Genomic DNA, 13,131 nt, shown 5'->3' with positions numbered 1-13,131 from the left:
TCTTTTTATGGATAGAATGAGAGTAAATATACATGAAATAGAACTTCAATTATTAAAGGCGGTGATTCAATGCGGATATTAGTAGTGGATGATGATGCATTTATACGGAAATTAATTGGCATCCATTTGAAAAAAGAAGGATTCGAAGCGCTGTTTGCGAGTGATGGCATGGAAGCATTAAATTTATTGCAGCAGGAGCCGGTCGATTTGGCGATTGTCGATGTCATGATGCCCAAAATGGATGGTATAAGCCTGACGAAAAATCTTGCTGAAATCGGTGTACCTGTATTGATGCTAACTGCCAAAACAACACTTGATGATAAGGAAAAAGGATTTTTGGCAGGGGCGGATGACTATATGGTGAAGCCGTTCGAACCGAAAGAACTGCTGTTTAGAGTGCGCGCGATTTTACGACGTTTTCAAAAGGTTGAAAGAAGTCAAATAAAGATTGCCAATATGCTCATTGACCGGCAAACGTATGAAGTAAAAGTAGGGGAGCAAGTATCGTTATTGCCTTTAAAAGAATTTGAGCTATTAGGCATTTTATGTTCCAGACCGGAAGTCGTATTTACGCGAGACCAGCTGATGGAACAAGTATGGGGCTATGATTATGACGGGGATGATTTTACACTGACAACACATATTAAGCGTCTGCGCAGCCGGTTGGAAGAAGTGAATGCACAGGTGAAAATTCAAACCGTACGCGGAATCGGCTATAAAATAGAGGAATTGAAATGAAAACATTATACAGGCAATATATTGTTGTGACATTGGCTGTAATCATTATAAGCATTACGATGTCGATGCTGTTAATCGGACAAATTTATAAATCGCAAATACGACCTGATACAGATGCCAAAAATTATGGGGTAGCCGAGGAAGTGCAGCAAATTTTAAAATCAATGCCTAAAGAAAGTGCGGATGCCTACTTTGAGTCCATTGCCAAACTTGGCTACCAAATAGGGGTTATCTATCCGGATGGAAATTTAACTTCATACGGTAGTAAGTTTAAAAAAACAAAGATCACGCCTGAAATGTTAAGCATTGTCGGTACAGACAAAGTGTATCACGGCATTCGCGATTATAACGGATCTTCCTACTTTATGAATCATTTCGCGAATGATATTCAAAATACAATCGGTGTATCGTTTCAACTAAATGATGAAAGCTATGCATTTTTTATCCGTCAGGAAAATGCCACACTCTTTTCTGAAATGCATTTATTGATCGTTAGCTTCATTATTATTACCGCTGTCGTTATTTTATTAACGATGATTTTGCTTGCCCGCCAGCTTGTAAGACCATTAAAACAATTGCAACAGGCGACAAATCAAATTGCTCTTGAAAATTATGATATCCAATTAACGATTGATCGTAATGATGAGCTAGGGCAGCTTGCAACACAGTTTCAAAAGATGGCCAACCGCCTCGCAGAAAATGATCAGATTAAGAAAGACTTCATCAATAATGTATCGCACGACTTTCAATCGCCTTTGCTCAACATTCAAGGCTATGCAAATGTATTGAAGGATGCGGACAATACGGAAGAAGAACGTGTGCAGTATTTGGAGATTATTGAGCAGGAAACGAAGCGTCTTTCCGCATTAACAAAACAATTGCTTTTACTAAGCTCGCTTGACCAGAAAAATTTACCGGTTCAAAAAAAGACTTATTCGTTAGATAGACAGTTGAAAGAACGGCTATTTTCAAAGCGATGGAAACTGGACGATAAGCAGATGGAGCTTGTATACGAGCTGGAACCGGTTGAAGTTTTTGCAGATGAGCAGTTAATGGAGCAAGTATGGGACAATTTGCTGTCAAATGCTATTCGTTACAGTGAGGATAAAGGGAAAATCATAGTTACATGCAGCAAAAAGGATAATCAGATTTTTGTAACGATAAAAGATAACGGAATTGGTATACCTGAAGAAGCACTTGAAAAAGTGAAAGAACGATTTTACCGGGTAGATCCTTCGCGCTCGAGTCAAAGCAGCGGGTTAGGCTTGGCGATTGTAACTGAAATCGTTAACCGGCATGCGGGACAGTTTATTATTGAAAGCGAGCTTGGGAAGGGAACGAAAGTGACAGTTGTTTTAAATGTCCATTAATAGAAAAAGGGCGCGTTAAAAGTGGAGTGAAACTTTTAACGCGCCTGTTTTATCACTAAAGTTCTTTTAATGAAGAAAGGGCTTCGATTGCACCGACTTTTTCACATACTTTTGATGCAGCACGATTGGCAAATTCGATAACGGTTACCCATTCATTAAACAAGAGATTTGTGTTTTCATATTTACTTAACTGATATAAAACGGCACCGACAAAAGCATCACCTGCACCGGTTGTATCGATGGAGTTTACGGGAAATGCCGGAACGGTTGTAATTTGCCCGTCTTGGATAAGCATTGTACCAGAAGCACCTTGTGTAATGGCGATTGTTTTGTCAGTAAACTGTGTGAGCCATTCGATTGCCTGTTCGAAGTTTTCTGTCTTTGCGAATAATAACAGTTCTTCATCGCTCATCTTTATGAAATTTGCTGCTTCAATGAAAGGTTCGCATTTATGAATGAATAAATCGGAATCGCCTTTCCATAAATCTGCACGATAATTTGGGTCAAATGAAATAAAATAGTTTTGCAGATGCAAAGTTTGCATTAACTGTTCGTACGTTTTACTGAAAGGTTCGCTTAAAAGGGCAGTGGCTGAACCGAAATGAATCATGTCCATTGTCATGAGCTGTTGCAGTTCCAAATCTTCAACACTGAGCAATTCGTCGGCGCCGCGATTAAAGATAAAATCTCGCTCACCATCTTTCTGTCTTGAAACAAAGGCCAAAGTAGTCGGTGCAGACGAATCCATTATCAATTGATCTGTATGAACACCTGCTTGCTTCAACGTTTGTTTTAAAAAGTGACCAAATGCATCGTCACCCACTTTTCCGCAAAAATGAGCCTGTCCTCCAAGCATTGCAATAGTTGCTGCTACATTTGCCGGAGCACCGCCTGCCTGTTTTTCAAACGTTTTCGCTTCTATAATGGATACTTCCGTATGAGTCGTGAAAAAATCGATGAGCAATTCGCCAATACAAAGAATTTTTTTCATAGCCGTTTCCTCCAAATATATGTGTTTCACTAAATATTGGCATAAAATTACTAGAATTAAAAATATTTACCCTATGAGTTAATAAAAAGCACAACAAAAAACGTGAGATACGGAAATGTCCTCACGTTTTATCTACTATTCATTTAATTGCAAGTTCAATTTCCGGCAGATGGATTTATCTTATAAAATTCTGGGGGAATGTTATAGAGAAAAATGTGACACCTTTTTGAAAATATGAACTTGCAACGTATATTTGGAGAAGGAATGATTAACTTACCAAATCATATCTGTTAAGATGAATAACAGGGTAGGGCAAAGTAAGCAGCCTAATCCTGTGTAGAAAGTAGCTGTAACGGCACCATACGGGACCAATCGTACATCCGTTGCAGCTAATCCTCCCGTAACACCGGAAGTAGTTCCTAGTAATCCGCCATATACCATTGCAGATAATGGATTGTTAAGTCCAATATATTTCGCAATAAATGGAGTTCCTACCATTACGACTACCGATTTTACTAACCCGGCTGCAATACTGATCGCAATAACTTCTGAGCTTGCACCTAAGGCAGCTCCCGTTACTGGACCAACAATATAAGTTACTGTTCCTGCACCGATTGTAGCAAGACTTACCGCATCTGTATAACCGAAAATAAGCGCAAAAATAATACCAACTACAAACGATAATCCAACACCGATAAAGAGTGAGGAAATCCCGCGAATACCTGCTTTTTTAATTTCGTCAAAGTTTGCACCGAAAGATGTAGCTACAATGGCAAAGTCACGAAGCATACTTCCGCCTAAAAGACCAATCCCTGCAAATAACGAAATATCAGCTAACCCTTTTGTACCGTCACTGAAAACACCGCCGAAATATGCCAATACTAATCCGAGAACGATTGCAATGGCCGATCCATGAATTAGCCCTTTCGTTAATTTATTCGAAATTAAATATGCGACATACATTGTAATCCCGACAATGACAAAACCAGTAATTAAGCCATTAGATTCTAATGCAGTTTTAAGAGCATCCCACATATTAGTTTACCTCCCCTGTTGCTGGGTGATTTTTGTTAAACTCAATGGCAGATTCTTTCGCCTTTTTCCCGCTTAATAATGGAACACATAACCAACTAATAAGAGTTACAGCAATTCCTGCGATAATTGCAAGAGGACCCCCTGTTAATGCACCTAATACATTTTGACTTGCTGCCATCGCAATTACGATCGGGATATACATTGCATTCCAGAAAGCCATGCCACTTTCGGCAGGTTTACTGATTTTCCCGCTCTTCTGCAATTTATCAACGACTACAATTAATAGCAACATTGCTATACCTACGCCACCCACATTTGAATCAATCCCCATTAAAGTACCGATTAATTCACCACAGAACATCCCAAATAAGAAACACCCAGCTAAAATGGCAACACCATATATAACCATAATTACACCCCTTTGCTTGTTTAGAACAGTCGACTGTATTCTGAATATAGAATAAACAATAATATATACATAATCAAGAAAAATATTATTTTTTTTAGAGAAAAGTAGATAATACGATTGAAATTTACGTTTTAAAGATATATTATAAATTGTATACAGTCGACCAAGTTCTTATAGAAGGAGAAGGTTAAATGAATTATTTTGAAAGAGCATTAGACAATGCCTTATCAATTAGAATTGCCAATAACTTGCTCGAACAAGTATTGAATGGTGAGTTAAGACCGGGAGATCAAGTCGTTGAATCGATCTATGCAGAACAGTACGAAACGAGCCGCTCTCCTGTAAGAGAAGCAATATATTTATTAGCTACTGAAGGAATTATTGAGCGTGTTCCTCGAAAAGGGGCATTCATTAAAGGCTATACATTGGATGATATGAAAGATTTACTGGATGTACGAAACCATTTGGAAATGCTGGCAGCAGAACGTATAGAAAATCCGAGTAAAGAAAAAGGCACACTGAAGGAAATGAAAGCCGTCTTAACGAAGATGACGAAAACGAAAAGCTATACAGAATATACGCACTTAAACTATCAATTTCACTTTCTTATATTCAAATTGAGTAATAGCCTAGTGCTAAATGATATGTACAGTAAAATAGCTATACCATTACTACGAATTCAAGTAATCCATTTTTCCAATAACGAAATTATTGATAAATCGATTATGGAGCATACAAGTATTTACGAATGCTTAAAGAATGATGACTTGGATCAGCTGAAGTCCATTTTAAGAAAGCATACAGAGGATGTAATCTTCAGTGTTCGAAATAAGCAGTTATAAAACAAAGGGAGGGGAAGTTAACGATGAAACAGGCATGGCTTTTTCCAGGGCAAGGTTCGCAATATGGCGGGTTTTTAGAGTCACTTCCTACGCACCCTACTATTAAAGAAACTTTGGATGAAGCTTCAGATGTTTTAAAAACAGATATTAAGCTGCTTGCAACAGCAGAAAAATTAAAGAGTACAAAAAATGTCCAGATTACAATGCTGGCAGCCGGTGTTGCAACAGCCCGCGCCTTTCTAAACGAAGGTGCAAAACCAGACTATTTGGCAGGTCATTCAGTAGGTGCATTTGCCGCCGCGGTGACGAGTGAGGTACTAACATTTAAAGATGCCCTGCATTTAGTTTCGCTTCGTGGGGAACTGATGGAATTTTTACAGGATGAGGCATATGGAATGGCAGTTGTTGTAGGATTGCCTGAATCAAATCTTATAGAAATAACACAGAAATTCCATACGGATGAAAAACCGGTCTATGTATCCAATCGTAATGCACCGCAGCAATTGACTTTATCGGGTCATAAAGAGGCAATGCAAAATGTATTGGACTACGTGGCGGGAAAAGGGGCAAGTTCAGCAAAGATGCTGAATGTTTCTACACCATCCCATTGTCCATTGTTTTTACCGGTTCAGGATCGATTGGCGAAGGAGATGGAGAATATAACGCTCCAAAGGCCGAAATTCCCGTTGATTTCAAATCGAAATGCAAGGGTACTTCGCCAGCCTTCCCGTATCGTTCAGGATTTGGCTGAAAGTATTGCTTTACCTGTCAGATGGCATGATGCAACTTCGATTTTATTTGAAAACGGTGTTCGTCAATTTATTGAAATGTCGCCAGGTGATGTGTTAAAAAAACTTGCTAAAAATGCGTTTCCAGAGGCGGATAGCTATAGTGTAGAAAAGAACGGATTTAATGATTGTCTATATTTAGCAAAAAATGAAGGGGTGTAAATATGGTATTAATTCAACAGCAGCGTTCTTGGTCAACAAGATTGGAAGGAAAGAAAAAGAGATTGGCGGAAGTGGAGCATCTAGTAAATGGTGTAACAATTCCTACAGAGAAAATTGTAGATGTACTTGAGTTGCTTATTAAACCGGGGGATCGGGTTGTTCTTGAAGGAAACAACCAAAAGCAGGCATCATTTTTATCTCAAGCTCTTGTAAAGGTAGATCCAGAACGTGTACATGATTTACATATGATTATGTCCAGTGTGTCGCGTCCGGAACATTTAGATATTTTTGAGGAAGGTATCGCCAAGAAAATCGACTTAAGTTTTGCCGGACCTCAAAGTTTACGTATTGCACAGATGATTGAAGATGGCCGATTGATTTTAGGGGATCTGCACACATATGTAGAGCTTTATGGAAGACTGTTTATCGATTTAATACCGAATGTTGCGCTAGTTGCAGCTGATAAAGCGGACCGTTTCGGAAACTTATATACAGGACCAAATACGGAAGAAACACCAACAATTGTAGAAGCAGCAGCTTTCCGTGATGGAATTGTCATTGCTCAAGTAAATGAAATTGTGGATGAACTGCCGCGTGTTGATATTCCGGGTTCTTGGGTCGATTTCATCGTTGAAGCGGATGAACCGTATGAGCTTGAGCCGTTGTTTACACGTGACCCGCGCCATATTACAGATATTCAGATTTTACAGGCGATGATGTGTATTCGCGGTATTTATGAAAAACACGGTGTTCAATCTTTAAATCATGGGATTGGTTTTAATACAGCTGCAATCGAGCTGCTTTTACCTTCATATGGTGAGCAATTAGGCTTGAAAGGCAAAATATGCAAAAACTGGGTTCTTAATCCGCACCCGACACTGATTCCGGCGATTGAAACAGGCTGGGTAGAAAGTGTTCACTGTTTTGGCGGTGAATTAGGAATGGAAAAATACGTGCAGGCCCGTCGCGATATTTTCTTCACAGGTAAAGATGGAAGTCTTCGTTCAAATCGTACGTTGGCACAGCTTGCAGGTCAGTATGCGGTTGATTTATTTATCGGATCGACATTGCAAATGGATGCATACGGCAATTCATCGACGGTAACAAAAGGGCGTGTTGCAGGTTATGGTGGTGCACCAAATATGGGACATGATCCGGGCGGACGCCGTCACTCAACAGAAGCTTGGTATAACATGATGACTAGTCAGGATGAATTGGCTCGCGGGAAAAAGCTAGTTGTACAAGTAGCGGAAACATTCCAGGATGCCAACACACCAGTCTTCGTTGAACGTTTAGATGCAATTGATGTAAAGAAACAGGCGAATTTAGCGGTCGCACCGGTCATGATTTATGCGGAAGATGTTACACATGTTGTGACAGAAGAAGGGATTGCCTACCTGTATAAAACAGATAGCCCTGCAGAACGTAGAGAAATGATTGCTTCGATTGCTGGGGTAACACCGCTAGGGATGGAAAATGATGTGAAGCGCACAAAATCACTTCGCGAGCGCGGTTTAGTGGCAATGCCGGAAGACTTAAATATTTTACGCGGTGAAGCGAATCGTTCATTGTTGGCGGCAAAAAATATTGATGAGCTTGTTCAATGGTCTGGCGGTTTATATGAGCCACCATCGAAATTCAAAAGTTGGTAAGGAGCTGAAGGGATGAAACAGCATGTAATTTGTAAACGGATTGCTGATGAGGCTGTTGCAGCATTAATCGAAGAAGTTCAATTAACACCAAAGCCAGGTTTAGTAGATACAGAAAATATTGGTGCACATCATGATTTATCTTTAATAAAAATGCAGAATTCAGCACATTCATTGCACAATACGTTTTATCAAATGGCAATGCTGAGTTTCAACCGACAGCCAACAGTAGAAATAAGGGAACAATTTGGCGCAATAGGACGGAATGGTGAAAAAGAAATGTTTGCGGTTACTGAAAATAGTAATACGCATAAAGGGGCGATCTGGTCGATTGGTTTACTTTGTTCCGCAATTGCAAGAAGACAGGGCAAGGTACTCTTTCCGCAAGTATTTAATGATGCTGCAGAACTGGCCAATCTTCCGGATCAATATATTCCGAAGTCCAAAACGAACGGGATTAAAGTAAAAGAGAATTATGGGATTTCAGGTGCCAGAGAAGAAGCGCAGCAGGCATTTCCCCATATTCAAAAGTATAGTTTGCCAGCATTTTTACAGGCGGCTCAAAAAATGTCGCTAAGAGATGCGAAACTTACTACATTGTTAGTATTGATCGCAAATTTAAACGACACTTGTTTACTTCATCGAGGCGGTCTTGAAGGTTTGGAGTTAGCGAAACAGGAAGCGAAGAAACTTCTAACAAACTTTTCAATCTCTAATATGAAGAAACTAGATGAGTTGTATATTAAGCATTGGTTATCTCCAGGGGGATCGGCTGATTTGTTGGCGGCCACATTATTCGTAATTAATATGTCAGATAAACTGAAAAGGGGTGCACAGCATGGAAAAGTTGAATTACACATTTCAGGCAAATCGTCCGGTTACTAAGCAAGCACATATCGGGGTTGTAGGATCGGGGGATTTAGAAATACTGATCCAGCCAATCGAAGGATCGGAAACAAAAGTAGAAGTTCGTACAGGAATTACGGGTTATGCGGAAACTTGGCAAAAAGTAGTGGAGCGTTTTGTTTCTCAGCAGGATATATTGGCTTCGATTAAGATTAATGATTTTGGTGCAACACCAGGTGTCGTATCGATAAGACTTGCACAGGCAGCGGAGGTGGTTTTCGGTGAATAATTCTATTACATTACCTGTAAGTATAGTAGAAAGTAAGGCTCGTGAACGTGCACTTTTACTATTAGATGAAGGAACAGCACATGAAATATTAGGTCCGTTCGACTTTTTTGAGTCACCTCATCTAGAAGCGCAAAACATCGTGCCGCAAAGTGATGACGGAATGATTATTATGCAAGGGACAATTCGAGGTCGTCGTTCATTAGTTATTTCAATAGAAGGAAGTTTCCAAGGCGGGGGAATCGGTGAAGTTTCCGGGGCGAAATTTGCAGGGGCTTTAGAGCGTGCATTTGCGTCATGTGAAGCAGGGGAACTAATTTATCCGGTCATCATTTACGATACAGGTGGCGTTCGTCTGCAAGAAGCGAACTACGGACTTCTTTCGATTGCTGAAATTAGTTCTGCGATTGTTGCTTTGAAAAAATATGTACCTGTAATCGGCATTATTCCGGGGAAAGTCGGCTCTTTCGGAGGAATGTCGCTAACAGCTGGTCTTTGTTCCGCTTTAATCATGACACGAGAAGGGCGACTTGGCATGAATGGTCCTGAAGTAGTTCAGCAGGAAGCTGGTATCCAAGAGCTAAATGCAAAACAAAAGCCGTTTATCTGGAAGATGATTGGTGGATCAATGCGCTACAATTCAAATTTAGTGGATGCCATCGTTGAAGATGATGTCGTAAACTACTTAGATACGCTGGAAGATTTATGGGCAAAAAACAGCTTCAAACAAAGAACAACGGAGTACGATACATTTTTAAATATGTTAAATCATTTGCAGTTTGAGGAAAAGATCAGCCCAGACGAAGCACAGGAAATTTTAAGCAACCGATCTGACTTGGCAAATGCTGAATTAAAGGTTGCAGATGGGGAAAATCCGAGCAGAGGCCGTACATGGTTTAATGCATTTACAAATAATGCACCATCGATCTCTGAAATACCATCTGTTTTAGTGGCAGATGCCCATTTAAATGGAGAGAAAGCTCGTTTTATTGCTGTAGTGCCAAACAGTGAAAGTAAATTTTACCGTGCACGCAACGGGGAATTTGGTCTGCAGGAAGCGTGGACTGTTGCAAAATATGTTCGTCAGGCAATTGAAGAAGATAAGGATTCAGCGGATAAAAGATTAATCGTTCCTATTATCGATGTTCCAGGTCAGGCATTCGGCTATCACGAAGAGTTATTTGGGATTTATTTAGCTTGTGCAGCAAGTGTTGAAGCGTATGCAGTAGCGCGACAAAGCGGACATCCAATCGTTACATGTGTAGTAGGTAAAGCGATTTCAGGAGCATTTTTAGCACACGGCATGCAAGGTAACCGTATTATTTCGCTTGATGACTCAGAAGTGCAAGTACATGTAATGTCAAAAAAATCAGCAGCGCTTGTTACAATGCGTACTGTTGAAGAGTTGGATGAATTCGCAAAATCTGTTCCATCGATGGCATATGATGTCCATTCATTCCAAACGCTTGGCGCATTACATGAGTTGATCGACGGTATTAACGCAGACGAACCTTCTAAAGAACAAGTTCGAAAAGTTCTTCATTCAATTGTAATGGCAAAAGAAGATATAATTCAGTCTGGAGATAGAACGTTAGCAAATCGAATTCAATCAAAAGTAGCGGTTGAAAATGGTCGTAAAGCATCGATTGCTGTACGTGAAAAGATTACACAACAATGGAACTAACTGTACATGATTTAGTGTATTTAAAGTCTATGGATCAAATTGAGTACTTCGGTAATTATCCTAAATGGATGAATGAGGACGAAATGGCTCAAGGCATTGCTGTTGTAAGACGTATGAAAGTAGAAGACGGGAAAGTTGCGATAGGCTTTCGTGGGGATAATCGATCTAAACGATTTGCTGCGATTACAGCGATATCTAACATTAAACGGGTGATTCGGCCTTTTGATGTTCTGATAAATTCATATCCTGCGACGCATGTCCAATCACTTACTTATATTGAAAAGATATTGGACGGTTTTAAATGGGGGATTGGCGGAAGTGTTGGTTTTTCAATGGGTACTGGAATCAACGTCTGCCATGAAAACAGTGATATTGACATTGTTTTGTACTGTGAAAAGCTACAGGAGCTGGATCAGTTGAAGCCTATTCTCTCACAGCTACAGAAATGTGCTCACCGGGTTGATGTCCAAGTGGAGATCTTAGGGGTCGGGGCCGTTGTTTTAGCTGATTATTTAGAACACGCTTCATTTATCGTAAGAACGAGTACGGGCCCGATTCTGCTTGAAAAAGAATCATTAGTATATAAAGGGTAGTCTGTTTCCCCATTGAATAACAAAACGTTATTCAATGGGGATTTTTGGTTTTTACATACAAAAAACACTTTCACCATATAAGTGAAAGTGTTTGTATATTGCTGCTATGTAAGCAGCCACATTGCCGTAGTTATTATAGAAAGTTTTAAACCACCACTCCTCAAAGTGGGTGTTCGCAAATGCTATCCTGTCTATCCTGAAGTCAAAAGAGTCCAGGCACGCCATTCCAACATCGATGTAAAACTCCCTGTATAAGTATAAAGGTTAAAACTTAATATTCGTACGTACAACGTAGCCTTATTGTTATCTTATAGTAAGTTAAATCGGATTGCAATAAAGTATGTTTTAAAAAAAAAGTCAAATGATTTGAACGGATTTATTGAAGATTTTCTGGGATAAAAAGATGGATTTATTTCCAAAATAAAAAAGCCTTCCTTATTAATCGGAAGCCTTCTGTTATTATTCAATATGCTGTTGTAAAATGTTTTCGGTTAAAAGCGCGATATCGATGACCGTCTTTTCCGTAACAACATCGGATAAAATTTCATTGCGGAAATAATCTACAGATACCGGAAGATCAATCAGCAGTAACTTGCTTAGTGCTGTTTCATACATATGAACAAACTCTTTGTCCGTATTCCCACGCTTCAGCTCTGCAAATGACTCGTAAAACTGATCCAGCTTGTCTGCAAACTCAAGCAGTCTTCCTTCAATTGTCTCGTCTTTGCCTTCTTTCATACGTTCAAAAAATACATCCTGTAAATCATGTGGAATCTCTTCTCGGATAAATTTCTCCATCATTTTCTCTTCGACATGTGAAAGCATTTGCTTTAGTTCGACACTTGCATGTTTGACAGGTGTTTTAATATCCCCGATGAAAACTTCGGCAAAGTCATGATTGATCGTTTTCTCGTATAGCGATTTCCAATCTATTTGACTGCCTGCACGTTCCTCCAATGTTGCAAAGAACATGGCGTACTGGGAAACTTTCCACGAGTGTGCTGCCACATTATGTTCTTCGAATTTAAAGCGACCAGGACAGCGGATGATACGCTCCAAATCATTTAAACTTGTAAAAAATGTATGGATACCTATAATAATCACTCCTTTTCCTTTATAGTAACAGTGTACTATTAGTTATACCCGAAAAATGTTTTTTTAAAAGTGTTTAACCAAAATTTAACGCAGCGTTTACATAAGCATTATCATTTCAAATAAGATGAAAAAACTTATAAAAAACTTGTTCAATTTTCTGATAAAATTTGGATTATCTAATATAGTATGTTGAATTTCTAAAATGTCTCCTCGCATTTCGAATATGTGATTCCGAAGTGCTAATAACAGGTTCCTAATTTCTAATAAGCAAAAAAATGTTCTAATATCCTCGTCTGACGCCAGACCTAACTAAATTTTTAAAAACAGAAAGGACGCTCACCATATGCGTGAGCGTCCTCTCTTTTTTTAAACTAAACCTGGACGTCAATCGTTTGTCCTTTATAAGGGTGGGGTGCTGGAGTTGCTTGCGGTTGGGGCATTGCTTCGATCATTTGAACAGCAGTTGCCGCACCGGTATTCATTGCCTTGTCTAAAATACTCATCTGCACAGTTTGCTGCAGTGATGCTAGCTGAGCTGACATAATGGCGTTTAATTCCATAGTAATCCCTCCTTTTCAATTATATCGTCAAAATAGAAAGAATTATTAAAGAAACAAGGGGATTTGTAATAAGTCTGAAAACG

General features: G+C 39.4%; 14 protein-coding genes and 1 other RNA gene. 9 read left to right on the top strand and 6 right to left on the bottom strand.

From position 1 onward, the window contains the following. Positions 1 to 69 precede the first annotated feature (69 nt). Positions 70 to 738: a response regulator transcription factor gene (locus B5473_RS04530; RefSeq protein WP_079523876.1), complete on the top strand. Its 669-nt coding sequence runs from the start codon at positions 70 to 72 to the stop codon at positions 736 to 738. Beyond that, positions 735 to 2,108, top strand: coding sequence for a sensor histidine kinase (locus tag B5473_RS04525; protein WP_079523875.1), 1,374 nt, complete (start codon positions 735 to 737; stop codon positions 2,106 to 2,108). The genes B5473_RS04530 and B5473_RS04525 overlap by 4 nt, the downstream gene beginning before the upstream one ends. A 55-nt stretch (positions 2,109 to 2,163) precedes the next feature. On the opposite strand, the gene B5473_RS04520 is transcribed toward B5473_RS04525, so the two are convergent. From B5473_RS04520 to madL, 3 genes are all read right to left on the bottom strand, one after another. Then, complete coding sequence (locus tag B5473_RS04520) at positions 2,164 to 3,099, bottom strand: carbohydrate kinase family protein (RefSeq protein ID WP_079523874.1); 936 nt, start codon at positions 3,097 to 3,099, stop codon at positions 2,164 to 2,166. Between the two features lie 273 nt (positions 3,100 to 3,372). Next, positions 3,373 to 4,134 carry a malonate transporter subunit MadM gene (gene madM / locus B5473_RS04515; RefSeq protein ID WP_079523873.1) on the bottom strand — a complete coding sequence of 254 codons (762 nt, stop codon included), beginning with the start codon at positions 4,132 to 4,134 and terminating at the stop codon, positions 3,373 to 3,375. A gap of 1 nt (position 4,135) precedes the next feature. Next, positions 4,136 to 4,543: a malonate transporter subunit MadL gene (gene madL, locus B5473_RS04510; protein ID WP_079523872.1), complete on the bottom strand. Its 408-nt coding sequence runs from the start codon at positions 4,541 to 4,543 to the stop codon at positions 4,136 to 4,138. A gap of 191 nt (positions 4,544 to 4,734) precedes the next feature. On the opposite strand from madL, the gene B5473_RS04505 reads away from it, so the two are divergent. The 7 genes from B5473_RS04505 to B5473_RS04475 are packed head-to-tail and all read left to right on the top strand — an operon-like array spanning position 4,735 to position 11,393. Further along, a complete protein-coding gene (locus B5473_RS04505) occupies positions 4,735 to 5,385 on the top strand; it encodes a GntR family transcriptional regulator (protein ID WP_079523871.1) in 651 nt (216 codons plus the stop codon). Between the two features lie 23 nt (positions 5,386 to 5,408). Next, a complete protein-coding gene (locus B5473_RS04500; protein ID WP_079523870.1) occupies positions 5,409 to 6,335 on the top strand; it encodes an ACP S-malonyltransferase in 927 nt (308 codons plus the stop codon). A gap of 2 nt (positions 6,336 to 6,337) precedes the next feature. Next, on the top strand, positions 6,338 to 7,987 hold the full coding sequence (mdcA, locus tag B5473_RS04495; RefSeq protein WP_079523869.1) for a malonate decarboxylase subunit alpha: 1,650 nt from the start codon (positions 6,338 to 6,340) through the stop codon (positions 7,985 to 7,987). Between the two features lie 12 nt (positions 7,988 to 7,999). Beyond that, on the top strand, positions 8,000 to 8,869 hold the full coding sequence (locus tag B5473_RS04490; RefSeq protein WP_079523868.1) for a triphosphoribosyl-dephospho-CoA synthase: 870 nt from the start codon (positions 8,000 to 8,002) through the stop codon (positions 8,867 to 8,869). Beyond that, a complete protein-coding gene (locus tag B5473_RS04485; protein WP_079523867.1) occupies positions 8,823 to 9,119 on the top strand; it encodes a malonate decarboxylase subunit delta in 297 nt (98 codons plus the stop codon). Before B5473_RS04490 ends, B5473_RS04485 begins: the two co-directional genes overlap by 47 nt. Then, positions 9,112 to 10,800 carry a biotin-independent malonate decarboxylase subunit beta gene (locus B5473_RS04480; protein WP_079523866.1) on the top strand — a complete coding sequence of 563 codons (1,689 nt, stop codon included), beginning with the start codon at positions 9,112 to 9,114 and terminating at the stop codon, positions 10,798 to 10,800. Before B5473_RS04485 ends, B5473_RS04480 begins: the two co-directional genes overlap by 8 nt. Continuing rightward, positions 10,791 to 11,393 carry a malonate decarboxylase holo-ACP synthase gene (locus B5473_RS04475; RefSeq protein ID WP_079523865.1) on the top strand — a complete coding sequence of 201 codons (603 nt, stop codon included), beginning with the start codon at positions 10,791 to 10,793 and terminating at the stop codon, positions 11,391 to 11,393. The genes B5473_RS04480 and B5473_RS04475 overlap by 10 nt, the downstream gene beginning before the upstream one ends. Positions 11,394 to 11,502: 109 nt before the next feature. Here the strand turns inward: B5473_RS04475 and ssrS are convergent. The 3 genes from ssrS to B5473_RS04460 form a co-directional block, all read right to left on the bottom strand. Continuing rightward, positions 11,503 to 11,694, bottom strand: a non-coding RNA gene (gene ssrS / locus B5473_RS04470) — 6S RNA. 158 nt (positions 11,695 to 11,852) lie between these two features. Continuing rightward, positions 11,853 to 12,497, bottom strand: coding sequence for a YfbR-like 5'-deoxynucleotidase (locus B5473_RS04465; RefSeq protein ID WP_176142014.1), 645 nt, complete (start codon positions 12,495 to 12,497; stop codon positions 11,853 to 11,855). A gap of 362 nt (positions 12,498 to 12,859) precedes the next feature. Next, on the bottom strand, positions 12,860 to 13,030 hold the full coding sequence (locus B5473_RS04460; RefSeq protein ID WP_254865240.1) for a YjfB family protein: 171 nt from the start codon (positions 13,028 to 13,030) through the stop codon (positions 12,860 to 12,862). Positions 13,031 to 13,131: the final 101 nt, after the last annotated feature.

Origin of the sequence: Solibacillus isronensis (assembly GCF_900168685.1) — a bacterium.
GTDB lineage: Bacteria > Bacillota > Bacilli > Bacillales_A > Planococcaceae > Solibacillus > Solibacillus isronensis_A.
Note: the sequence above shows the minus strand (reverse complement) of the source record. Positions and strands in the feature narration are given on the sequence as shown.

Coding starts and splice junctions, on each gene's coding strand:
- B5473_RS04485 (WP_079523867.1), top strand. CDS start 8,823: ATGGAAAAGTTGAATTACACATTTCAGGCAAATCGTCCGGTTACTAAG.
- mdcA (WP_079523869.1), top strand. CDS start 6,338: ATGGTATTAATTCAACAGCAGCGTTCTTGGTCAACAAGATTGGAAGGA.
- B5473_RS04505 (WP_079523871.1), top strand. CDS start 4,735: ATGAATTATTTTGAAAGAGCATTAGACAATGCCTTATCAATTAGAATT.
- B5473_RS04500 (WP_079523870.1), top strand. CDS start 5,409: ATGAAACAGGCATGGCTTTTTCCAGGGCAAGGTTCGCAATATGGCGGG.
- madL (WP_079523872.1), bottom strand. CDS start 4,543: ATGGTTATATATGGTGTTGCCATTTTAGCTGGGTGTTTCTTATTTGGG.
- B5473_RS04475 (WP_079523865.1), top strand. CDS start 10,791: ATGGAACTAACTGTACATGATTTAGTGTATTTAAAGTCTATGGATCAA.
- B5473_RS04530 (WP_079523876.1), top strand. CDS start 70: ATGCGGATATTAGTAGTGGATGATGATGCATTTATACGGAAATTAATT.
- B5473_RS04520 (WP_079523874.1), bottom strand. CDS start 3,099: ATGAAAAAAATTCTTTGTATTGGCGAATTGCTCATCGATTTTTTCACG.
- madM (WP_079523873.1), bottom strand. CDS start 4,134: ATGTGGGATGCTCTTAAAACTGCATTAGAATCTAATGGCTTAATTACT.
- B5473_RS04460 (WP_254865240.1), bottom strand. CDS start 13,030: ATGTCAGCTCAGCTAGCATCACTGCAGCAAACTGTGCAGATGAGTATT.
- B5473_RS04490 (WP_079523868.1), top strand. CDS start 8,000: ATGAAACAGCATGTAATTTGTAAACGGATTGCTGATGAGGCTGTTGCA.
- B5473_RS04525 (WP_079523875.1), top strand. CDS start 735: ATGAAAACATTATACAGGCAATATATTGTTGTGACATTGGCTGTAATC.